We start from the raw sequence: 22,066 nt of genomic DNA, 5'->3' as shown, positions 1-22,066 counted from the left end.
CCCGTGAAGGGGCCCGGCTCCCCTGGAGGTACGGTAGCCACGGGCTTCAGCCCGGGCCGGCGGCGACTCCTTCTCCTCACCCGGCCGTCTCTCGTTCGTGCTCGGGCGTATAGTTGAGGCGGGGGGTCAGCCAGCGTTCCACCTCCTCGACGGGCATCCCCTTGCGGCGGGCGTAGTCTTCGATCTGGTCGCGGCCGAGCTGGCCGACGTTGAAGTAGGCCGCCTCGGGATGGGCGAAGTAGAGGCCGCAGACGGAGGCGGCCGGCAGCATCGCCAGGCTTTCGGTGAGGGTGATGCCGGTGTTCGCCTCGGCGTCGAGCAGGTCCCACAGGATGCGCTTCTCGGTGTGGTCCGGCTGGGCGGGGTAGCCGGGGGCGGGGCGGATGCCCCGGTAGCGCTCGGCGATCAGGTCCTCGTTCGTGAAGGCCTCGTCCGGCGCGTAGCCCCAGTACACCTTGCGGACGCGCTCGTGCAGGTGCTCGGCGAAGGCCTCGGCCAGCCGGTCGGCCAGGGCCTTGATGAGGATGGCGCGGTAGTCGTCGTGCTCGGCCTCATACCGGGCCACCAGGGCGTCGACGCCGTGGCCGGCGGTGACGGCGAAGGCGCCCACGTAATCGGGCACGCCGCTCGCCTTCGGGGCCACGTAGTCGGCCAGGGCGCGGTTGGGACGGCCCGGCGTCTTGGCGGCCTGCTGGCGGAGCGTGTGGAGCACGGCGGCCACCTCGGTGCGATCCTCGCCGGTGTAGACCTCGATGTCGTCCCCGGTGGCGTGGGCGGGGAAGAGGCCGAAGACGCCGTGCGCCGTCAGGAGCCCGCCGGCGATGAGCTCGTCGAGCAGGGCGTTGGCGTCCTCGAAGAGCTTGCGGGCCACCGGGCCTTTCTCGGGGTCTTCGAGGAGGGCCGGGTACTTGCCGCGCAGCTCCCAGGCCTGGAAGAAGGGCGTCCAGTCGATGTACCGGCGGAGCTTTTCCAGGGGGAAGTTGCGGAGGACGGTGACGCCGAGGCGGTGGGGCGTGGTGATGGGCACGGCCTCCCAGTCGGAGGTGAAGGCGTTGGCGCGGGCCTCGGAGAGCGACAGGTAGGCCGTCCGGTCGGTGCGGCGGGCATGGGCCTGGCGCACGGCCTCGTAGTCGGCGACCACCTCGGCCACGAAGGCGTCGCGGGCGTCGTCCGAGGTGAGGCGGCTCACCACCGCGACGGCCCGCGAGGCGTCGAGCACGTGGACGACCGGCCCGGCATAGTGCGGCGCGATCTTCACGGCCGTGTGCACCTTCGAGGTCGTCGCGCCGCCGATGAGCAGCGGCACCGTGAAGCCCTCGCGCGTCATCTCTTTCGCCACGTGCACCATCTCGTCGAGCGACGGCGTGATGAGCCCGCTCAGCCCGATCAGGTCGGCGCCGTGCCGCCGGGCCTCGGCCAGGATGCGGTCCGCCGGCACCATCACGCCCAGGTCGATCACCTCGTAGTTGTTGCACCCGAGCACCACGCCGACGATGTTCTTGCCGATGTCGTGCACGTCGCCCTTGACGGTGGCCAGGAGCACTTTGGCGCGCGGGCGGTCGTCGGCCCGGCGGGCCTTCTCGGCCTCGATGTACGGGGTCAGGTACGCCACGGCCTTCTTCATCACGCGGGCGCTCTTGACCACCTGCGGGAGGAACATCTTGCCCGCCCCGAAGAGGTCACCGACGACGTTCATCCCGTCCATCAGCGGCCCCTCGATAACGTCGAGCGGCGACGGGTACGCCTGCCGTGCCTCCTCCACGTCCGCCTCGATGTAGTCGGTGATGCCCTTGACGAGCGCGTGCCGGAGGCGCTCCTCGACGGGCGCCTGCCGCCAGGCCTCGTCGCGCTCGGCCGTCGCCCCGCCCTTCTCTTTGAGCCGCTCGGCATAGTCCACCAGGCGCTCGGTGGCGTCGGGCCGCCGGTCGAAGAGCACGTCCTCGATGCGCTCGCGCAGCTCGGGCTCGATCTCCTCGTACACGGCGATCTGCCCGGCGTTGACGATGCCCATGTCCATGCCCGCCTGGATGGCGTGGTAGAGGAAGCACGTGTGCATGGCCTCGCGCACGCGGTCGTTGCCGCGGAACGAGAACGACAGGTTCGAGACGCCGCCGGAGACGCGGGCGTGCGGCAGGTTCGCCTTGATCCACCGGGTGGCTTCGAGGAAGTCGAGCGCGTACCGGTTGTGCTCCGGGATGCCGGTGGCGACGGCGAAGATGTTGGGGTCGAAGATGATGTCCTCGGGCGGGAAGCCGGCCTGTTCGGTGAGGAGGCGGTAGGCGCGTTCGCACACGGCGATGCGGCGCGCGAAGGTGTCCGCCTGCCCCTGTTCGTCGAAAGCCATCACGATGACGGCGGCGCCGTACATCCGCGCCTTCCGGGCCTGTTCGAGGAACACGTCTTCGCCTTCCTTGAGGCTGATGGAGTTGACCACGGCCTTGCCCTGCACGCACTTCAGCCCGGCTTCGAGGACCTCCCACTTCGACGAGTCGAGGACCACGGGCACGCGGGCGATGTCGGGCTCGGCGGCGATCAGGTTGAGGAAGCGGGTCATGGCGGCGGCGCCGTCGAGCATGGCCTCGTCCATGTTCACGTCGATCATCTGCGCGCCGTTCTCGACCTGCTGGCGGGCCACCGAGACGGCCTCGTCGTAGTTTTCCTCGCGGATGAGGCGGGCGAAGCGCCGCGAGCCGGTGACGTTCGTGCGCTCGCCGATGTTGACGAAGTTGAGGCCGGGGCGGAAGACGAGCGGTTCGAGGCCGGCGAGGCGGAGGGTGCGGGGACGCTCGGGGACGCGGCGCGGCGCGTGCCGGGCGGCCACCTCGGCCAGGGCGCGGATGTGCTCGGGCGTGGTGCCGCAGCAGCCGCCGACGAGGTTGAGGAAGCCGTCGCGGGCGTAGGCGTCGATCTGCGCGGCCATGAAGTCCGGCGTCTCGTCGTAGCCGCCGAATTCGTTCGGCAGGCCGGCGTTCGGGTAGAGGCTGGTGAAGACCGTCGCCACGCCGGCGAGTTCTTCGAGGAAGGGCCGCATCTGGGCCGAGCCGAGGGCGCAGTTGAGCCCCACCGAGAGCAGGTTCGGCGCGTGCGCGATGGAGATCCAGAAGGCCTCGGGCGTCTGCCCCGAGAGCGTCCGCCCGCTCTGGTCGACGATGGTGCCGGAGACCATCACGGGCAGGACGCGCCCCGTGCGCCGGAAATGCTCCTGGATGGCGAAGAGGGCGGCTTTGGCGTTGAGCGTGTCGAAGACGGTCTCGACCAGGAGCACGTCCACCCCGCCGTCGACGAGGCCGGCGACCTGCTCGGCGTAGGCGGCCCGGACTTCGTCGAAGGTGACGGCGCGGAAGCCGGGGTTCTCGACGTCGGGCGAGAGGGAGAGAGCCTTGTTGAGCGGCCCGATGGCGCCGGCCACGAAGCGCGGCTTCTCGGGGGTGCGGCGGGTGTATTCGTCGGCGGCCTCGCGGGCCAGGCGGGCGGCGGCCACGTTCAGTTCATAGGCCAGCGCCTCCGTGCCGTAGTCGGCCTGCGAGATGGCGGTGGCGTTGAACGTGTTCGTCTCGATGAGGTCGGCCCCGGCGTCGAGGTAGGCGCGGTGGATGTCGCGGATGACGTCGGGTCGGGTGAGTGAGAGCAGGTCGTTGTTGCCCCGCAGCGGCTGCCCGTGGTCGGCAAAGCGCGCGCCGCGGAAGTCGTCCTCGGTGAGGTAGTGGCGCTGGATCATCGTGCCCATGGCGCCGTCGAGCACGAGGATGCGCCGGCGAAGGAGATCGGCGAGGGTGTCGAACGAGGCGGGCATGTCCGGAGCCGGGGTTCGTGTGGCGGGTCGGATGGAACCTTACACAACGAACAAGTCGGGGAAGGGTTCGCGCCGGGAGGGGGCGTGCCGTGTTGTTAAGAAGGGGTGAAGACGGATATGTTTCTTGACAAGCTGTGTATGTGTGTGTGTAATAAAGTTGCCGTGCAACTGGCTGCGCGGCCCACACCCCTGCCGGCCGGGGACACGTGTTCGGGTGTGAATGAAAAACGGGAGGTGCGTCATCATGAAACACAAATGGGTTGTATGCACGGTTGTGTTTCTGTGTTTGCTTGTATCAGGCCCAATCCCGGTGGAATATGAATTCAAAAATCTCTTTTTGGATTCAGTATGGGCTGCCTGTAATGAGGGCGAGCCGGACTGTGGAGGTGGTGGGGGTGGTAGTGGATGTCTAGGTGCAATTTTGGGGCGTGTTTGTGGGGAGACGTATACACGCTATTGCCCACCAATTATAGATGGTTCTGGAAATGTGGTCTGTGGAGGTAGGTGGATCATAAATTGTAGGGTGACTGATACGAGAGAAGTTTGTTATGGTGATGAGGGTTATTGTGGAGGGACATGTGGTTAATTATAAGTAAGTGGAAACAAATATCGCTTATAGGGTGATGGTATCGCTTCGTGCATTTTATATCGCGTGTTGGCTATCTCTGGTCATCTTGTCAGGTTGTTCAGATGCCGCCCGAGGTCTGGTTGAAGTTCAGCAGCCGTCACAGCAGCCTGTTCGAGAAAGGAAGATCCTCGGCACGCTGAAGGATTTGTATGAGTATGTCGGCATCGTGGCCGACACGAATCAGGTTTACAATGCGCAGGCGTTATCTCTAAATCCGGATGGAGGTATATTTGTTCTGGATGCCGGAGATCATAAAATCAAGGAATTTTCCGCTGAGGGGAAGTTGATTCGGAGTTATGGAAATGGAAAAGGAAGAGGGCCGGGTGAATTTATCAAGCCTGTTCATTTCATGGTCGATTCTCTGGGAGCCGTGTGGGTTGCTGATACCGGGGACAGAAAACTGGTACGATTTCGTGCCGATGGATCCCTATCCGAAACCTATTTCTTCGAGGACGAACCCCGGGCGATTGCCATGACTGGACGAGGGCGCGTGGCCTCGCTCTCCTTTCCCGATTCAACGCTGTTCAAACTCTATGATCTCCCTGCGAACGGCGACGAAATTGTCGAGGTTCAAAAATTCGGTACACTGGTGGAAAATCAATTTTTTAGTTCCATTGCACTGGCAGGAACCATCGATGCATCGCCGGATGGAGATTATTTTGTATATGCGGGGTTGTATGGAGGTAGAATTGCAAGTTTCTCACCTGAGGGAATGTTGCGATTCTATGTGGAAACGATCGATGGAACACCCTTTCCTCCGGTTGTCAAGTTTGAGGAGGATGCTTATACCATAGACAGGAAGGGAGGGAATAGAATATCTCAGGTAATCGCGACTGTTTCGCCGGAAGATATATACATCGTATGCACCAGATGGGATGATTCGAATATGGATGTGTTTATCGATGTATACGATAGTGCGGATGGTATGTACCAGTATTCGATCCGCTATGACTTGCCATGCAAGCCCTTGCTTCTCACAGACACCCTCTTTTTCGTCTCGTGTGACGGCTATGTTCACAAGTGGCGTCGCCTCGGGAGGCCGGGTGTGGGGACGGTGTTGCTTGGTTCTCCGAGCCTGCCGTGATGCGCTACTGCCTGCCGAATGCGGGTTCGTGAAGTGCACGCGGCCGGATCATGGTGCCCATGGCGTCGTCGAGCACGAGGATGCGCCGGCGGAGGAGATCGGCGAGGGTGTCGAACGAGGCGGGCATGTCCGGGGCCGGGGTTCGTGTGGCGGGTCGGATGGAACCTTACACAACGAACGAGTCGGGGAAGGGTTCGCGTCGGGAGGGGCTGGAAGGGGCCGGGCGGAGCAGAAGATCTGATCTGTGCAGTCGCGAAGCGGTTGGAACCGGCCGCACCGCCAACCGGTGTTGTTGGATAGTACGCGCCGTGAACGAGGCGGCTATCCGACACCCTGATCCAGAAAAACGGGGCAGCAGTGTTCTTGTAGGCAGGCAGCCCGTTGTAATTTTTAAAGAAAGATTGTAGGATAAGATGCGTCGTGTTGGATAATGCTATGTTATGCCGCCGGAACGGAGAGAGTATCATATGATCGTTGAGGTCCTTGAGTCCTGGCTCCGCAAGCGTTGGCCAGACTATTATGAACCCACGAGGCACATGCAGGGGACGTATGGCCTCGTGTTCGTCCTTGAAGCCAAGAAGAGCAACGTTTCTCCGCAGAGGGTTTGCGTCAAGACTCTGAACCCTGCGAAACTGAAACCTGGGGGCCGCGACCTAAAGCACCTGTTTGAGCGCGAGATGAGGCTCTGGCTCAATATCCCCTTTCACTACCATGTCTTGCCGGCTCTTGGACTGGAGTTCGCTCCCGCACCTAGGGATCTCGCGGGTGAGTTCGAAGTCCTGCCACTGGTACGCATGCCGTTTTGCGAGGGCAACCTTTCGGCGTGCGTCAAGGGTGAGATCAAGATGTCGCTACTGGAACGCCTCATCGCCCTTGCACAAATATGCTCCGGTCTCCGGTGGCTTTACGAACATGGCCTCCAGGGACATGGCGACCTGAAGCCAGATAACATTCTGCTCAGCGATCTTCGTGCGCGCTTCGTTTTGCCTGATGGAAAAGGCTTTCCAAGCAAGGCTCACTACTGGCAAGCGCGCATCGCTGATCTGGGCTGGGCCGATATCTGGACCCAGGGTGGGGGGACGTACCACGCGTGGCGCCCATATTTGGCCCCAGAGCGGTTCCGCAATACTGTGGTGCCGGAAGCGAGCGATATTTTCGCCGTAGGTGTCATCGCTAGCGAGCTCTTGTCTGGAAAACATCCGGCGGGTGATGTTACGGAAGTCCTCGCAAAGAAGTGGAGCGCTAGGAAGTGGGAAACATGGGCAACCTCAGGACCTAGGGACCTCGAATTCCAACCGGCGAGCCTGCGAGATCTCGTTTATAGAGCGCTAGCTCCAGATCCGTCAGCTAGGCCTTCTGCATCTAACTTCCAGTCAGCCCTCTGTGACATCCTCCAACAAGAGTACGGCCTGAACCTAGCGTCGCAGCTAGCTGTGCAAGACGACCAAGCCCGTAAGTGGGGAATTACATCCCTGGAGTTACCCCGCTTTAGTGGACAGTCAGCAGCTTTCGGCTGCGACCTGTGATTGGTGTCTTCTTTCGTAGCTCACCGGCGACTGATACTCCAGGGCCGAGTGCCGCCGATGCGGGTTGTACCACCCTTCAATGTAGTCGAAGATCGCCATCCGCGCCTCGGCCCGCGTCGCGAAGGCCTCACGGTCGATGAGTTCGCATTCAAGCGTAGCGAAGAAGCTCTCGCACATGGCGTTATCGTAGCAGTCACCGACCGAGCCCATTGACGGCTCCACACCCGCTTCCCGACAGTGCACCCCGAAGGCAATCGAGGTGTACTGCGACCCCTGGTCGGAGTGATGGATGACCGCCTCCGGCTTCCGCTGCTCAAGCGCCATCTCCAACGCGGCGACCACCAGCTCCGTCCTCAAGTGATTGGCCATCGACCAGCCCACGATACGGCGACTGAACGCGTCGAGCACAACAGCCAGGTACAGGAAGCCGGCCGCCGTCGGCACGTAGGTGATGTCGGCCACCCACAACTGGTTCGGCTCGGTCGCGGTGAAATCCCGCTCGACGAGATCCGGCGCGGGTCTAGCTCCCTCCCTCCGCCGCGTCGTGGTGGGTCCTTTGCGGCGGCTAATGCCGTGCAAGCCGGCTGCTCGCATCAAACGAGCTACACGCTTGCACCCCACATGCACGCCTTGATCCTTGAGTTCGGCATGGATACGGGGGGCGCCATAGGTGCCGCGGGACCACGCGTGGATGGCATGGATCTGCTCGGTCAGCATCGCGTCGTCTCGGGCTCGCTGGGAAGGGACTCGGTTGCGCCAGGCGTAGTAGCCGCTGGTGGAGACCGCCAGGACTGCACACATGACGCGGATGGGGAATTCGGCCTGGTGGGCGTCTATGAACGTGAAGATCGCTTCGGTATCACGTTCGTCTCCTGAGCAAACCAGGCCGCGGCCTTTGCCAGGATGTCGCGCTCCTGCTGGAGACGACGGTTCTCCTTGCGGAGTTGGCGCAGCTCCTCGCGCTCTCTCGAGGTGAGCCCGTCGGTGCGGGTACCCTCGTCGCGCTCAGCTTGTTTGATCCAGGTGCGGATGGTTTGTTCGGAGGGTTCAAATTCTTCAGCGAGTTCACGCGGGCTACGACCGGCCTGAGCCAGTTCGACGAGTCGCTGGCGGAACTCGGTAGGATACGCGGGACGTGTTCGTGGCATGGGGACCTCTTCGTTGTTCGTAAGTGGAAGATAGTCCACCAAACCGGGTTAACTCCATCCCATAGCTCGTGGGCAGCCGCGGAGATGGCCCGAATGGGGGGGGACCAGCTTGATGAGTCCGTAGCGACACTAGAAGAACAGCTTGCAAAGCTTGCCACAGAAATGGACGATCGTTCCGCTTCGAGATGGCTTATTGTAGCGAGGACGCTCCAGCGGTTATTACGCCGCCGCGGTAATCCCCCTGATGCTGCCCGCGTCGTTGCCCTAGCTCGCGAGACGCTCGACCGTTTGCTGATGGCCAGTTGTTCTATTAGGGGCTTGGTCGAAGAAGTGTACGGCGTTGATGGCCAAGCACTCGGCATCACAACGGAGGAGGTCGTCTTCGAGTTTGCCCATGAAGCATTCACGAACCTTCGCGAAGCGGTGGCAGCCAGTATATGTGAACAAGCGCTACTCGAAACATACCGTGTTCCGATGAACAAACTCGTTTCAGTTGTTTTCAGCACACTCCGTGAGTACTGGTCGCAGAAAGGAATCGAACTCGACCAACGAGCTATCGAGGTGTTGCGCCAGGATGGATCGCTTCGTGCATGGTGGTCGGCGTATTGGTCACAGGAAGGTTGGCACTCGTGACGTGCCGCGTACAGCGCGGCATAACAACCGGTTGCAGCGGACGGGCTGCCGGCCGCCGCTGAACCGGAGCGTTAGCCGCAGAATGCTAGGTTTTGTCTGAAAAATAGGGTTTCGTAGTTTGGGCCAGCACCAAGAAGCACGACAATGGCCCGACGCTACGAGCTTTCCGATCACCAGTTCGCGCTGATCAAAGACGTTCTTTCACAAGCGAAGACCACCCGCCGACGACGGCCCCGGCGCGATGACCGCACGATCCTAAACAGCATCTTCTGGGTGCTCGGCTCCGGCGCCGCCTGGCGCGATCTGCCCGAGCGCTTCGGCCCCTGGCAGACCGTCTACGACCGGTACCGGCGATGGAGCCGAGATGGTACGATTGACCGCGTCCTGGAGTCGCTTCAACTGCAACTGCTCGACGACGGCACGCTGGACTTAGAAACCTGGTTGCTGATTCGACCACGGTGCGCGCCCAACGGGCCGCCGCCGGGGCGAAAAAAAAGGCGGGCACTGATGCCAGGACCAACGCCGCCGAGCAGGCCCTCGGGCGCAGTCGGGGCGGTTTGACGACGAAGGTGCACCTGGTTTGCGACGGGTGCGGCACGCCGTTGTCGGTGCACCTGAGTGCGGGAAAATGCCACGACAGCCCGCAGTTCGCCCCGACCTTCGAAGCGGTCACGGTGCCGGCGCGACCGAAGGTGCTCGTGGCCGACCGCGGCTATGATCGTGCGGCGATCCGCTCGTACTTGAGCGGGCAGGGCATTGAGCCGGTGATTCCGAAGCGTCGGAGCAAGGCGGTGCCGGAGCCAGAGCCGGCCTGCCCGGTGCGCTACCGGCGCCGCAACGTCATCGAGCGCCTGATCGGTCATTTGAAGGAGTGCCGTCGGTTGGCTTCGCGCTATGAGAAGCTGGCGCGACATTATCTGACGATGGTCAAACTCGCCTGCATACGGCGTATCTTCAAACTCCATTTTTCAGACACAGCCTAGTGTGACACCCTATGAATGCCGTCTGCAATACGTTCCGTTACCTTGCATATAAGACATGGAATCTCTTGTCATCCGCTCGTTTGGTCCAGTATCAACCTGGGGAAGAGACAATCACCGATATCAACGTGTTGGAATTGAAGAAGCGACATCACCTACAAATCGTAACCCAGACGTTTTCAAAGCCGGAAGAGGGCAAAACAGGCGCAGATTGGGAATGGTGGCTTACCGGCTCAAGCAGGCACTGGTTTGGGTTTCGCGTTCAGGCGAAGGTCATAAATCTTAACACGAACAAATTTGAGCATCTGCATTACAAGAGCCCAAAGAGCAAGTTGTACCAGAGTGACCGCCTTATCGTGAACGCTCTGCGCAGTAAGGTCCCGCTTGTGCCCCTTTACTGTCTCTATTCACATTGGAATGGGGATCTGCATTCTCAACTTTTCTGTTGTCTGACCTTTGGTATTGCCCCGGAGTTCTTTGGCTGCAGCCTAATGTCAGCTTTTGACGTTCGCCAGCTTCGGCTCCAAGGCAACGTTCTTGACTTGAGTTCGGTGAGGCCTCACTTCTACCCTTGGCATTGTCTTGTATGCTGTTCAGGCTACGGCGTTACCGATCTGCCGAGCCGTGCGAGGAGTTTCTGGCACGAGGTTATCCGGCGAAACGAGATTTCCATGAAAGCATCTGAGGATGAAGAACTCGACTCTGATGAACTCGCAGATCTTCGCGAGATCTACAATAACCTTGACCTAGCGGAAGATCCGCCGATGCATGTTTCACAACTTCTTTCGGGTGAGCTTGCCGAGCCACCCGATCAAGACATCGGGGGAGTCATCATCGTCCGCGAAAGCCAAGAGGCTGTTGCCTGATAAGGCGCTGCAGCTGATGTGGCACAGCGCTTCCCAATCGAATTCTGTGGCGCATCAGACTCGGTTATCTCGGTGACTCTGGCGGCCTCATTTACTTGGATGAACGCCAAGTTGTTACATGCCGCTAGGGGCAGGGAGGCGCACTCGTGCCCTTACCGGTTGACGCGCCGCGGGCGCGCCTGCACGCGATGATGGGTTCGTGAAGCGCACGGTCGGAGCCGGATTCAGCGGCGGACGGCCGTGCGGGTGGCGGTGAACGTCGGGCCGGAGACGCGGATGAAGTAGACGCCGGCCGCCAGGCGGGTGCCGTCGAGGGTGAAGAGGCGGGGCAGGCCCGGCGTGAGTGGGCCCTCGTGCAGGCGGGCCACGTGGCGACCCAGTGCGTCGTAGACGTCGACGGTGAGGGGTTCGCTGTCGCCGGGGGTGAGGAGCAGCCGGGCCGCGCCGGTGAACGGGTTGGGGAAGACGCCGGAGAGGGTGAAGGTGCGGTCGGGCGGCGGCGGCTTGCCGGCCCGGGGGCTGCAGGCGGCCGTGACGGTCCAGCCGAGGTCGGCCATGAGGCCGCACGTGACCTCGCCGGGATGGTGCAGCACCTCGGCCTGGGCAAGCGAGGGCGTCATCAGGGCGTCGGGCGTGTCGTTGAAGGTCTGCTCGTCGAGGTGGGCGTAGCTGCTGCCGGCGTCGAAGCGGGCGGGGGCGTAGAGGGGCGGCGGGAGGTCGCCGTAGGCGCTGACGGCCAGCGGGCCGCCGAAGAACAGCCCTTCGCGCCGGCCGGTGAGGGCCTCGCCGAGCGTGGCCGAGGGGCTGGGGAGGGCCACGAGGCGGGTGCCGAAGCCGTCCTCGGGGAAGCGGTCGAAGACGGCGGGGGTGCCGTCGTCGAAGCCGAGGCAGCCGTGGCCGCCGGTGCCGTCACATTCGGTTCCGTTGCCGTCGCGCCCGTCGTCCACGGCGGCCGAGCCGAGGAAGCCGAGGCCGTGGGCCAGCTCGTGCAGCGCCACGGTGACGAAGTCGAGCCGGTCCGGGAGCGGTGTACGGTTCGGGTCGAAGTGCCAGCGGTTCTGCCCGGAGGGGCCGCAGCGCCGGTTGAAGGCGGCGGCCAGGTCGGGCTCGCCGTTGTTGAGGTCCGCGCCGTGCAGGGCCTCGGCCAGGGGGGCCGGGTACCAGGTGTCGGGGAACGGCGCCTGCCGCACGTTGCGCCAGAGGGTGGTCGGCCCGGCCTGGGCCAGCGTGAAGGCGCCTCCCGTACAACTGCCCAGGTCGGCCCAGGTGGCCTCGATGGTGATCGGGACGGGGGAGACGATGAAGCTGGCCCAGAGGTCGAGCGCGTACAGCAGCGCGGCGCGGGCTTCCTCCGGCCAGGGATCGGACGGGTTTTCGTCGATGAAGCGGACGTCGAAGGTGGCCGTGCGTGGGCGGGTTGCCGGCAGGGCGGCCTTGCGGGCATAGCCGGCCACGCGGGGTTCGGCCCGGTAGATACAGGTGGGCGCGGTGGCGGCACGACCCTCCGGCGCGGGCTGGGCACGCACGTCCGGCGAGCCCGTGAGGACCGGCGTCAGGACGGCCCAGGCGGCCAGGGCTAGCACGAGGACGGGCTTCATCGAGGCAGTGGTTAGCGGCGGTCGGAAGGGCAAAGGACGACGGACGGGCCGGAAGGTTGCCGGGCGGGAAAGGAAGTTGAGCGGTTCCGGCACGGCTTCGAGCGACGAACCTGTCCGGCTGGAGGCATTCATCCGAAGCCGAAAAAAAGAGTTCATGTGTGCGAATTTCCAGAAAGGAAACGTTATCTACTGGGTGAGCAAGGCATGTTCTCACCTCGAGATTTGAGGCATGATGACCATCGGACGAAGCGCCCTGTTGTCGGTGCTGTTGCTGGCAGGCTGCCGCGCCGAAACGTCTACCCGTTCCCCGGATGTGGCGCCGCCGGATACGCTGGTGCCGGAGCCGCTTTTCCGGCTGGGCGAGGAGGAGGATGACCTGATCTTCGGCTATATCGCCGGCGCGCTCCTCGACGGGCAGGGGCGGCTGCTCGTGGCCGACTGGGACGCGGGCACGATCCACGTCTTCGAGGCGGATGGCCGGCCGGCAGGGCAGATCGGGCAGAAGGGAGAAGGGCCGGGCGAGTTCCAGATGATCAGCAGCCTGACCCTGGGGCCGAACGACTCGCTCTATGTGCACGACCGGGCGCTCCGTCGTATCAGTGTCTTCGATTCGGAGGGTGCTTTCGTGCGGTCGATCACCGTACAGGCAGAAGGTCGGACCGTTCCCGGTGATCTGCTGGGGGCCGTTCCGGAGGGGTTGCTGGTTCGTTACGCGCACGTCTTCACGCCACGAGACGATCAGCAGAGTAAGTCGCTAACGTTTGTCCACCTGATCGGCTACGACGGCACGCGCCGTCCGGACACGCTGCTGGTCTCGCCGGACATCGAGCGGATCGTGCTCCGAGAGGGGGGCAGTATCCACGTTCGGACCAAGCCGTTTGGTCGGGGGGCAAGGATACAGGCGGAGCCCGGCGGTGCGCTCTGGTACGGCTGGACGGAGCGGCTGGCGCTCGAACGGATCGACTGGCGCACGGGCACGCGCCGCACCGTCATCACGTACGACCTGCCGCCGCAACCGGTCTCCCGGGCCGAGCGGGACTCGCTGCTGCGCGACGAAGACCTCGTGCGCATGCTCAACGCGACCGGTGTTTCGCTGCCCGAGTACAAGCCGGCGTTCTCCACCTTCGTGCTCGGGCCGGGCGGTACGGTGTGGGTGCGGCTCACGCCCGAGCACGGCGCCGGAACCGTGCCCTGGCTCGTCTTCAACGCCGAGGGGGCGGTGCGGGCCGCCGTCCGGCTACCCGTGAACGTCTGGATCCAGGACATCGGCGCGGACCGCATCGTGGGCGCCGACCGCACGCGGGCCCAGGTCGTCGTCTACCGGCTGCCCGAGGCACTGCGTGGGGCGGCCTGAGCCGGTGGGGAAACCTTCGCCGGGGCCGGGTGTCTGGGGGAAAGGGTGGGCCAGCCGTGCCGGTGGATTTCGCAAGGTTCAAAAAGGCGGCACATCATGGAACGTGTTTCTTCGGTAGCGTCGAGGGAGGAGGCGCCCCGGAGGCGGCGGGTGCGGGGCTGGCAGGTGGCCGCGGGGCTGCTGGTGCTGTCGGTGGGCGGGCTGCTGGCGTACGCCTTCTGGCCGGTGTTGACGGGGCAGGGGGACGAGGCGGGGCGCCCCGAAGACGCCCATGCCGCCGCGCCGCCCGTGGCCGTCGAGGCGGTGGTCGTCTCGCCCGTGACCTTTCCGTTGCGGGCCGAGGCCACGGGCCGGCTGGCCCCCTGGCGGCAGGCGGTGCTCAGCGCCGAGACGAGCGGCCGGGTGGTGGCGCGGCAGGTCGAGGAAGGGGACTATGTGACGGCGGGCCAGGAACTCCTTCGCCTGGACGACCGGGAGGCCCGCCTCCGGCTGGAGGAGGCCGAGGCGGCCCTGCTCAAGGCCCGGAGCGAGTACGCCGTCCAGCTCAGCCGCGACGGGGTCCCCGCCGTCGACACGACGCGGCTGGCCGAGGCTCGCCGGGCCTGGACGGCCGCACAGGCCGCCCACGCCGAGGGCGCCCTCTCGGACGACGAGCTGGAGGCCGCACGGCGACGCTATGAGGCGGCCCTGCTGCTGGGCGGGACGATGCGCGAGGCCGTGCAGCGTGCCGTGACCGGCCTGGCCGAGGCCGAGCAGCGGGTGGCGCAGGCCCGCCTCCAGCTGAGCCGGACCCGCATCACCGCGCCGTTCGCCGGGCGCGTGGCCGACCTGCAGGCCGAGGTGGGGCAGCACGTCGCCCCCGGCCAGGCCCTGCTCACCCTGCTCGACGACCGGCGCATGAAGGTGGAGGTGGACGCCCTGGAATCGGACATCGTCCACCTGCGGCGCGGCGCCACGGCGCAGGTGCGCCTGCCCGCCCTGGCGGACACCGTCGTCACCGGCACCATCCATTCCATCAACCCCCGCGTCGACACGAAGACGGGGGCGGGGCGGGTGACGGTGGCCGTGCCCAACCCCGGCGGCCGCCTGCTCAGCGGGCTCTTCGCCTATGTGGCCCTGGAAACCCGGCGCCTTCCCGACCGGCTGGTGGTGCCTGCCGAAGCCGTGCTCGTGCGGCAGGGGCGGGACCTGGTGTTCGTCGTGCGGGGCGGGCGGGCACAATGGCAGTACGTGACCCCCGGCCCGCAGTCGGGCGACTACGTGGTGCTGGTCGAAGGCGTCGCGCCGGGGGATACGGTGGCGGTGGCGGGGCATCACGCCCTGGCGCACGATGCGCCCGTCGAGGTGGCCGCCGTCCACCCGGCCTTTCGCGAGTGAATGTGGAGGTGTGGACGTGGAGCGGGGAAGCGTGCATGCAATCAACAACGGCCCGCGGTCATCATCTTGACGAAATGGGTGGTTACGTGATTGAGTCCCGTGCTGTGACAGGTCTACCCCTCCGTCGCTGCGCGACACCTCCCCTTCGCATCTTACCTTTACCCACAAGTGCCGTGAGATTAGCAGAAGGATGCTGATCAAATAACCTTTTACCCCATCGAAGCCATTGAAGAGGAGCCCCCCGATGGATACGGAAGCAATCCCAGACCTCCCTGAGGTCGATGAACTCTCCACCTGGCTTGTGCATGAATTGCACGACATGGCGCTGGGCGACAAGCGCCTGGACCGGCGACTGCTCGACACCGGCGCCAAACTGGCGGCCAGGCCTTCGGTGTCGATCAATCAGGCCTGTGCGGATTGGGCCGACACCAAGGCCGCCTACCGGCTCTTCGACAATGCCAAAACGACCGCCGAGAAGATCCGGGCGCCCCATTATCGCCGTACGCGGGAGCGGGCCCAGGGGCACAAACGGCTCTTTGCCATTCAGGATACGACCTACCTGAACTATACCCATCATCCCAGTACAAAGGGGCTCGGACCCATCGGCACCGCGCAGCAGAACCTGTCCGGCATAGTCATGCACACCAGCCTGCTCATGACCGAGCAGGGCCTTCCGCTCGGATTGGCCGGTCAGGCCATCTGGGTGCGCCCCCCCACGATGCACCAGCGCACCGCAGACGAACGACGCAAGCTGCCCATCGAAGAGAAGGAAAGTTCCAAGTGGCTCCAGGCCCTGCAACAGACCCAGGCCGTCGTTCCCCCCGAGGCCCAGCTCATCACCATCGGCGACAGCGAGTCCGACCTTTTTGAGCTTTTTCACCAGGCCCGCACCCTGGAGACCGACCTGCTGGTGCGAGCCGCCCAGAACCGCTCCGTCTGTGCACCCGAAGTGGGGCGGCTCTGGGAGGTGATGGGCCGGCAAGCGGCGTGCGGGCAGTTGCAGGTGCTCGTCCCCGCCCGCAAAGGGAAGCCGAAACGCCAGGCCTCGGTCACGGTGCGCTTTGCGCCTGTGAGCTTGAAAGCCCCTCGGCACCTGCGCAAAAAGATGGGCGATATGCCGCTCTATGCGGTGCTGGTGCAAGAGGAGGCCCCGCCCGCGGAGGACCCGCCTTTGTGCTGGCTTCTTTTGAGCACGGTGCCGGTGCATCGTTTTGCCGACGCCGTGGAGCGGATCCGGTGGTACGGCCTGCGCTGGCAGATTGAGGTCTATCACAAGGTGCTCAAATCGGGATGCCGTGTGGAAAAAGCCCAGTTGGCCAGCGTGGAGCGTCTGATGCCCTATCTGGCCCTGTTCAGCATCATAGCCTGGCGTCTTTTCTGGATGACCCTGGTGGCCCGTCATGCGCCTGATGTGCCCTGCACGCTGGTGCTGGCCGAGCATGAGTGGCGGGCTCTGTATGCCTTCCACCACAAGACGCAGCAGGTGCCTGCCCGGCCGCCCACGGTGGGCCAGGTGGTCCTGTGGATCGCCCGGCTGGGCGGCTTTCTGGCTCGCAAAAGCGATGGGCCTCCGGGTGTCACTGTGCTCTGGCGCGGCTGGCAACGTCTCACCGATATCGCCTCCGCCTGGCTCGTCTTTCACCCCTCCTGATTTGTGGGTAAAGGTAAGCCTTCGCATGGGGAGGATCTGGTGCGACGCACTGCGCAACGCCAGACCCTTCCCCCTGGCCGCACCCGGCAGCCCTGCAGGGGGAAGTACCCCGAAGGGGGGATGGGGTCAACTCCGCCTCTACCCCTCCATCGTCCAGATCCTACCCCTCCGTCGCTGCGCGACACCTTTCCTTCGCAAGGGGAAGGGCTGGATGGCCGGGGTTACTCCATCGCCAGCCGCGTAACCCCTAACCCAACACCTCCACACGTGCAAACGCCGGTATGCGTGGCCTGATCACCTGGTGCCTGCATCGTCCCGTCGCCGTGACGGCGTTGAGCCTGCTGGCGGTGGGGCTGGCGGTGCTCGCGTACGTGCGGCTGCCGGTGGCCCTGCTGCCGGAGCTGCGCTTCCCGGCGCTGGCGGTCTGGACGGCCTACCCGGACGTGCCGCCGGAGCGGGTGGAGCGGGCCGTGACCGAGCCGGTGGAAGCCGCCGTGGCCGGGGTTGAAGGCCTGGAGGAGGTCACCGGGCGGAGCCTGCTCGGCGGCAGCCTGGTGGTGCTGCGCTTCGGGTGGAACACCAACCTGGACCTGGCCCAGCTCAACGTGCGCGAGCAACTCGACCGGCTGGGCGAGGCGCTGCCCGAGGAGGCCGAGCGCCCCGTGGTGCTGCGCCTGGACCCGAGCGAGCGCCCCGTGATGCTCCTGGCCCTGCGCCGCCGCGCGCCGGCCGACACGGTGCGGGCTGTGGACGACCCGGCCCGCCAGGACCGGCAGGACCTGGTGGCCCTCAAGCGGCTCGCCCGCGATGTCGTCGCCCGGCGGCTCGAACAGCTCGGCGGCGTGGCCCGCGTGCGCGTCACCGGCGGCTTCGACCCCGAGGTGGAGGTGCGTCTCGACGCCGAGCGGCTGGCCCGCTACGGCCTCTCGGTCGGGCAGGTGGAGCAGGCCCTGCGGGCGGCCAACGTCACGTTGCCGGGGGGCCTGATCCGGCGCGGGCCGTTCCGCTACGCCGTAGAAGTGCGCGGCGCCTTCACCACCGAGGCGGACGTGATGCAGACCATCGTGGGGCGTGCGGGCCTCACCCCCCTCCGCCTGGCCGACGTGGCGACGGTGCGGCCCGGGGTGGCCGAACGGCGGGGCCTCGTCCGCTTCCAGGGCGACGAGGCGCTGCTGCTGGTGGTGGAGCGTACCGCCGACGCCAACACGGTGATGACGGCCGAAGAGGTGCGCGCGGCGCTGGCCTCCCTCGAAGCCGAGGTGCCCGGCATCCGGCTGGAGGTGGTGGTGGACGAGAGCCGGTTCATCCGGCAGGCCATCGCCGGGGTGCGGCAGGCGGTGTTGCTGGGCGGGGTGCTGGCCCTGCTCGTGCTGCTGGTGTTCCTCCGGCGGCCCCGCGTGTTGCTGGCCGTGGCGGTGGCCGTGCCCCTGTCGCTGGCCCTGGCGCTGGTGGGCTTCGAGCTGGCCGGCCTCTCGTTCAACCTGATCTCGCTGAGCGGGCTGGCCCTGGGCGTGGGGATGCTGGTGGACAACGCCATCGTGGTCACGGAGAACATCGCACGGCTGCGGGAGCAGGGACGGCCGGCGCTGGAGGCGGCCCGCGAGGGGACGGCCGAGGTGGCCGCCGCCATCACCGCCAGCACGCTGACGACGCTGGCCGTCTTCGGGCCGCTGGCGTTCGTGGAGGGGCTGGCGGGCCGCCTCTTCCGGGACCAGGCGCTGGCCGTCGTCTTCGCGCTGCTGGCGTCGCTGGTGGTGGCGCTGGCGGTGGTGCCGGTGCTGGCCGGGCGCGATGCGCGGCCGGGGCGAGTGCGCCCGCCGGGCGGAGGGCGCTGGCTGGCGGCCTACGAGCGTCTGCTCCGGTGGGGCCTGCGGCGGCGGGGGCGGGTGGTGCTGCTGGCCGCGCTGCTGTTGGTCGTTGCCGCGGCCGTCGCCTGGCGGCTGCCGCGCCAGGTGGTGCCCCGCTCGGACCAGGGCCGCCTGACGATGCACGTCGCCGCGCCGCCCGGGGTGGACCTGCCGCAGCTTGCCCAGTGGGTGGCCCCGCTCGAGGCGGCGGCCCGCCGGACGCCCGGCGTGGCCCACGTGCTGGCCGACCTGGGCGAGCGCGACGAGGCCCGCCTCGACCTCGACCCCCGCCCGCCCTACGAGGGCACCCTGACGGTGGTGACGGCGGAGGGTGTTCCGGTGGAGGCGGTGCGCGCGGCGCTGGCCGCGGCCCCCGTGCCGCCGGCGCTGGCCGTGGAGGTGCGGCCGGAACGCACCCAGCTGGAGACGCTGCTGGCCCCCGGCGAGGCGGAGCTGTGGCTGGACCTCCACGCCGACCGGCGCGACGAGGCCGAGCAGGCCGCCGACGCCGTGCTGGCCCGCCTCCGGCAGGCCCCGGCGCTGGCGAACGTCCGGCGTGCCTATGCCCGTGAGGTGCCCGCCTATGCCCTCCACTTCCGCCGCGACCAGCTGGCCCGCTTCGGCCTGCCGGCCTCCCGCCTGGCCGAGCTGCTGGCGGCGGCAGCCCGGGGCGTCGAGGCGACGGCGCTCCAGATGGTCAGCGAAGACATCCCCATCCGGCTGCGGCTGCCGGAGGCCACCTCGCTCCAGGCCCTCCTGCAGACGGAGATCCCCACGGGCGAGGGCCTGATGCCGCTCGGCCTGTTCGTCGAAGCCGAGCCGGTGTCGTTGCCGGCGTCGTTGCTCCGGGCAGAGCAGGCGCCGGTGGTGCGCCTGCTGGCCGACGTGGCGCCGGGCGCCGACCTGCAGGCCGCCCGGGCGGCCCTCGAAGACGCCGTGGCCGGGACCCTGCCGCCGGGCGTGCGGGCCACCGTGGGCGGCGCCACCGACGCCTTCCGCGAGGGGCTTCGCGCTGCCGCCTGGAGCCTGCTGCTGAGCCTCTTCCTCGTCTACCTGATCCTGGCGGCCCAGTTCGAGAGCCTCGTGCAGCCCCTGGTGATCCTGGCAGCCGTGCCGCTGGCCGCCGCCGGCGTGGCGCTGGCGCTCGCCCTGACGGGGCAGTCCGTCAACCTGATGAGCCTCACCGGGCTGGTGGTGCTCGTGGGCATTGTGGTCAACGACGCCATCATCAAGGTGGACTTCATCAACCGGCGGCGGGCCGAGGGGATGGCGCTGCACGCGGCCATCGAGGCGGCGGGGCGCGACCGCGTACGCCCCATCCTCATGACCACCCTCACCACGGTGCTGGGCCTGCTGCCGCTGGCGCTGGGCCTGGGCGCCGGCGGGGCGCTCCAGCAGCCGCTGGCGCTGGCCGTCATCGGCGGGCTGCTCGGCGCCACCCTCCTGACGCTCGTCGTGGTGCCGGTGCTCTACACGTTCGTGGCAGGCAAAGACCACGGGACAGGCAGGGTGTAGGCCATGAAGCGTTTTTCATCAGGGGACAGACAGGCGGCGTCGACGGGCCGGCCGGCGCAACGGACGGGGACGCGGCCGGGCTGTTTACGGCAGCACGCTCGCGTGTCGTGTCATTGCGCAGAGCGACGTAGCCGCACCCTTCATGGGTGCGCCGCACCGGTCGCCGGCTGGCCTGGGCTGAAGCCCGCGGCTACGTGGTCGGTACGGGGCACTCTCTTTCTTTCTCACCCAGGGCGACCTTGTCGTCAGCAACCGAATTGCGCCTTCGAGGGGAGACCTGAATGAATGAGGCGTGTCGTTGCGCAGAGCGACGTAGCCGCACCCTTTACGGGTGCGCACCGCTGCTCGTCAGCTGGCCCGGGCTGAAGCCCGCGGCTACGTGGCATGTACGGCTCACTTTGTCGCCAGCAACCGAATTGCGCCTTCGAGGGGAGGCATGAATGAATGAGAGGGCTACGTCCCCCGTCTCCCGCACCATCCCGAACCAGAGCCTTCGATGACACCGCCTTCTTCTTCCGGTCAACCTGAGGGACGCCGGCCCGGAGCCGGGTGGGCGGGCTGGCTGGGCCGGCCCGTGGCGGTGCTCTCGTGGGCGACGGCCCTGTTGCTGGCCGGCCTGTGGGTGGGAGGGAAGGTGCCGGTGGAGTGGGTGCCGCGCGTAGAGCTGCCGGAAGTGCGGGTGACGGCGGTGTGGCCCGGCGCGCCGCCCCGCCAGGTGGAGCAGTACGTGACGGCCCCCATCGAGCGGGCGGTGCAGCGGGTGCCGGGCACGGCCCACGTCGAGAGCCTGTCCGAAGAGGGGCGGGCGACCATCATCCTCCAGCTGGCCCGGGAGACGGCGCCGGGGCCGTACACGGTGCAGGTGCGCGAGGAGCTGGCCCGGCTGCGGTCCGTCCTGCCGGACCGCGTGCGCCCGCAGTTGACGCGCACCGTGCCGGAGCAGCTGCGCGACCAGCAGGGCTTCATGACGCTCCAGCTGGTGGGGTCGCTCGCGCCCGAGGCGCTGCGGCGGCTGGCCGAGGAGGAGGTGGCGCCGCGCCTGCGGAGCCTGCCGGGGATGGCCGAGGTGCGGGTCGAGGGCGGGCGGCAGCGCGAGTTGCGCGTGGTGCTGGACCCCGCCCGGCTGGCAGCCTATGGCCTGGCTCCGGCCGAGGTGGCCGGGACCCTCGCGGGGGCGATGGCTGCCCACAGCTACGGCAGCCGCCACACCGGCACCCGGGCGCTGCTCCTGTTCACGCCGCCGCTGACCGACGTGGCGGCCATCCGGCAGCTGGTGCTGGCGCAGGCGGCCCCCGACGCCCCTCCGGTGCGCCTGGCCGACGTGGCCGAGGTGACGCTGGGGCCCGCACCCGTACGCTCCATCAGCCGGGTGGACGGCCAGCCCGTGGTCACCCTCACGCTCGACCGCAAGCCCGGCAGCCACCTGCTCACCGTCGCCGGGGCGGTGCACGGCGAGGTCGAGCGCCTGCGGGCGCGCCTGCCCGGCGACGTGCGCCTGCTGGTGGTGCTGGACCGCAGCGAAGACGTGCGTAAGGAGCTGCGCGACCTGGCGGTGCGGGGCGGGCTGGGGCTGGCGCTGCTGGTGCTCGTGCTGCTGGCCCTCTTGCAGAGCGTGCGGGCCTGCACCGTGGTCCTGTTCAGCGTGGCGGTTGCCGTGGCCGTAGCGTTGCTGCTGTTCCGCCCCCTCGGGCTGACGCTCAACCTGATCACGCTGGCGGGCATGGCCCTGGTGGCCGGGCTACTGGTGGACAACAGCGTGGTGGTCGTCGAGCAGCTGCTGGTGCAACGGCGGCGGCTGCGCCTGCAGGGGCTAGCCGGGCTGGCCCTCGACGCCGCCGCCACGCGCGAGGCGCTCCGCACCGTCTGGCTCCCTCTGCTCGGCGGCACCCTCACCACGATGGTGGTGGCCCTGCCGCTGGTCTACCTGAGCGGCGAGCTGCAGGCCCTCTTCCTGCCCTTCGGCGTGCTGGTGGCCCTGACGCTGGGCACCTCGCTGGCGGCCTCGGTGCTCCTCGTGCCCGTCGCCGGGCGGTTCCTGCCGGTGCCGCCGCCGCGCCCTCGCCGGC

The 22,066-nt window shown here is 66.8% G+C and carries 14 protein-coding genes; 10 read left to right on the top strand and 4 right to left on the bottom strand.

Annotated elements, in window-relative coordinates; genetic code table 11:
- Positions 1 to 76: 76 nt before the first annotated feature.
- Entirely contained in the window at positions 77 to 3,793 is a 3,717-nt protein-coding gene (gene metH / locus GQ464_RS07590; RefSeq protein WP_166979907.1) for a methionine synthase, read from the bottom strand.
- Positions 3,794 to 4,416: 623 nt separating this feature from the next.
- Here metH and GQ464_RS07585 point away from each other — a divergent pair.
- Positions 4,417 to 5,505: a 6-bladed beta-propeller gene (locus GQ464_RS07585; RefSeq protein WP_228350759.1), complete on the top strand. Its 1,089-nt coding sequence runs from the start codon at positions 4,417 to 4,419 to the stop codon at positions 5,503 to 5,505.
- 4 nt (positions 5,506 to 5,509) lie between these two features.
- On the opposite strand, the gene GQ464_RS18710 is transcribed toward GQ464_RS07585, so the two are convergent.
- Positions 5,510 to 5,632 (bottom strand): hypothetical protein, encoded by a 123-nt coding sequence (locus GQ464_RS18710; RefSeq protein WP_262899689.1) that lies wholly within the window; start codon positions 5,630 to 5,632, stop codon positions 5,510 to 5,512.
- 340 nt (positions 5,633 to 5,972) lie between these two features.
- Between GQ464_RS18710 and GQ464_RS07580 the strand changes: the two genes are divergently transcribed.
- A complete protein-coding gene (locus tag GQ464_RS07580) occupies positions 5,973 to 7,031 on the top strand; it encodes a serine/threonine protein kinase (protein ID WP_166979903.1) in 1,059 nt (352 codons plus the stop codon).
- Here GQ464_RS07580 and GQ464_RS07575 read toward each other — a convergent pair.
- Positions 7,005 to 8,179, bottom strand: a protein-coding gene (locus GQ464_RS07575; protein WP_166982020.1) for an IS3 family transposase whose coding sequence is annotated in 2 segments (ribosomal slippage) — positions 7,005 to 7,930 and positions 7,930 to 8,179 — 1,176 coding nt in all. Because the reading frame shifts where the segments join, the coding sequence is not laid out codon by codon here. The genes GQ464_RS07580 and GQ464_RS07575 overlap by 27 nt on opposite strands.
- Positions 8,180 to 8,341: 162 nt before the next feature.
- Here GQ464_RS07575 and GQ464_RS07570 point away from each other — a divergent pair.
- The 3 genes from GQ464_RS07570 (at position 8,342) to GQ464_RS07560 (ending at position 10,658) form a co-directional block, all read left to right on the top strand.
- Positions 8,342 to 8,812, top strand: a complete 471-nt coding sequence (locus GQ464_RS07570; protein ID WP_166981552.1) for a hypothetical protein — start codon at positions 8,342 to 8,344, stop codon at positions 8,810 to 8,812.
- A gap of 144 nt (positions 8,813 to 8,956) precedes the next feature.
- A protein-coding gene (locus tag GQ464_RS07565) for an IS5 family transposase (protein WP_166981555.1) occupies positions 8,957 to 9,795 on the top strand; the annotation gives its coding sequence in 2 pieces (ribosomal slippage) (positions 8,957 to 9,257 and positions 9,257 to 9,795; 840 coding nt in all).
- A gap of 11 nt (positions 9,796 to 9,806) precedes the next feature.
- The gene (locus GQ464_RS07560) at positions 9,807 to 10,658 is read left to right on the top strand and encodes a DUF6615 family protein (RefSeq protein ID WP_166981558.1); all 852 of its coding nucleotides are present in this window, start codon (positions 9,807 to 9,809) and stop codon (positions 10,656 to 10,658) included.
- Positions 10,659 to 10,882: 224 nt separating this feature from the next.
- Here the strand turns inward: GQ464_RS07560 and GQ464_RS07555 are convergent, their stop codons facing one another.
- Positions 10,883 to 12,256: a T9SS type A sorting domain-containing protein gene (locus GQ464_RS07555; RefSeq protein WP_166981561.1), complete on the bottom strand. Its 1,374-nt coding sequence runs from the start codon at positions 12,254 to 12,256 to the stop codon at positions 10,883 to 10,885.
- A 232-nt stretch (positions 12,257 to 12,488) separates the two neighbouring features.
- On the opposite strand from GQ464_RS07555, the gene GQ464_RS07550 reads away from it, so the two are divergent.
- From GQ464_RS07550 to GQ464_RS07530, 5 genes are all read left to right on the top strand, one after another.
- The gene (locus GQ464_RS07550) at positions 12,489 to 13,610 is read left to right on the top strand and encodes a 6-bladed beta-propeller (RefSeq protein WP_166981563.1); all 1,122 of its coding nucleotides are present in this window, start codon (positions 12,489 to 12,491) and stop codon (positions 13,608 to 13,610) included.
- A 96-nt stretch (positions 13,611 to 13,706) separates the two neighbouring features.
- Positions 13,707 to 14,987, top strand: a complete 1,281-nt coding sequence (locus GQ464_RS07545) for an efflux RND transporter periplasmic adaptor subunit (protein ID WP_166981566.1) — start codon at positions 13,707 to 13,709, stop codon at positions 14,985 to 14,987.
- Between the two features lie 244 nt (positions 14,988 to 15,231).
- Positions 15,232 to 16,638: an IS4 family transposase gene (locus GQ464_RS07540; RefSeq protein ID WP_228350416.1), complete on the top strand. Its 1,407-nt coding sequence runs from the start codon at positions 15,232 to 15,234 to the stop codon at positions 16,636 to 16,638.
- Between the two features lie 281 nt (positions 16,639 to 16,919).
- Positions 16,920 to 20,000 carry an efflux RND transporter permease subunit gene (locus GQ464_RS07535; RefSeq protein WP_228350704.1) on the top strand — a complete coding sequence of 1,027 codons (3,081 nt, stop codon included), beginning with the start codon at positions 16,920 to 16,922 and terminating at the stop codon, positions 19,998 to 20,000.
- A gap of 496 nt (positions 20,001 to 20,496) precedes the next feature.
- Positions 20,497 to 22,066 (top strand): efflux RND transporter permease subunit (locus GQ464_RS07530; protein ID WP_228350703.1); only part of this gene is annotated, 1,570 nt, incomplete at its 3' end.

Origin of the sequence: Rhodocaloribacter litoris (assembly GCF_011682235.2) — a bacterium.
Lineage (GTDB): Bacteria > Bacteroidota > Rhodothermia > Rhodothermales > ISCAR-4553 > Rhodocaloribacter > Rhodocaloribacter litoris.
The sequence above is the reverse complement of the archived record's forward strand: the minus strand, read 5'-3'. Positions and strand labels throughout refer to the sequence as shown.

Bases quoted from the DNA above. Each gene is read 5' to 3' on its own strand.
- GQ464_RS07580 (WP_166979903.1), top strand. From the start codon at position 5,973: ATGATCGTTGAGGTCCTTGAGTCCTGGCTCCGCAAGCGTTGGCCAGAC.
- GQ464_RS07570 (WP_166981552.1), top strand. From the start codon at position 8,342: ATGGACGATCGTTCCGCTTCGAGATGGCTTATTGTAGCGAGGACGCTC.
- GQ464_RS07560 (WP_166981558.1), top strand. From the start codon at position 9,807: ATGAATGCCGTCTGCAATACGTTCCGTTACCTTGCATATAAGACATGG.
- GQ464_RS18710 (WP_262899689.1), bottom strand. From the start codon at position 5,632: ATGCCCGCCTCGTTCGACACCCTCGCCGATCTCCTCCGCCGGCGCATC.
- metH (WP_166979907.1), bottom strand. From the start codon at position 3,793: ATGCCCGCCTCGTTCGACACCCTCGCCGATCTCCTTCGCCGGCGCATC.
- GQ464_RS07535 (WP_228350704.1), top strand. From the start codon at position 16,920: ATGCGTGGCCTGATCACCTGGTGCCTGCATCGTCCCGTCGCCGTGACG.
- GQ464_RS07540 (WP_228350416.1), top strand. From the start codon at position 15,232: ATGGATACGGAAGCAATCCCAGACCTCCCTGAGGTCGATGAACTCTCC.
- GQ464_RS07545 (WP_166981566.1), top strand. From the start codon at position 13,707: ATGGAACGTGTTTCTTCGGTAGCGTCGAGGGAGGAGGCGCCCCGGAGG.
- GQ464_RS07550 (WP_166981563.1), top strand. From the start codon at position 12,489: ATGACCATCGGACGAAGCGCCCTGTTGTCGGTGCTGTTGCTGGCAGGC.
- GQ464_RS07555 (WP_166981561.1), bottom strand. From the start codon at position 12,256: ATGAAGCCCGTCCTCGTGCTAGCCCTGGCCGCCTGGGCCGTCCTGACG.
- GQ464_RS07585 (WP_228350759.1), top strand. From the start codon at position 4,417: ATGGTATCGCTTCGTGCATTTTATATCGCGTGTTGGCTATCTCTGGTC.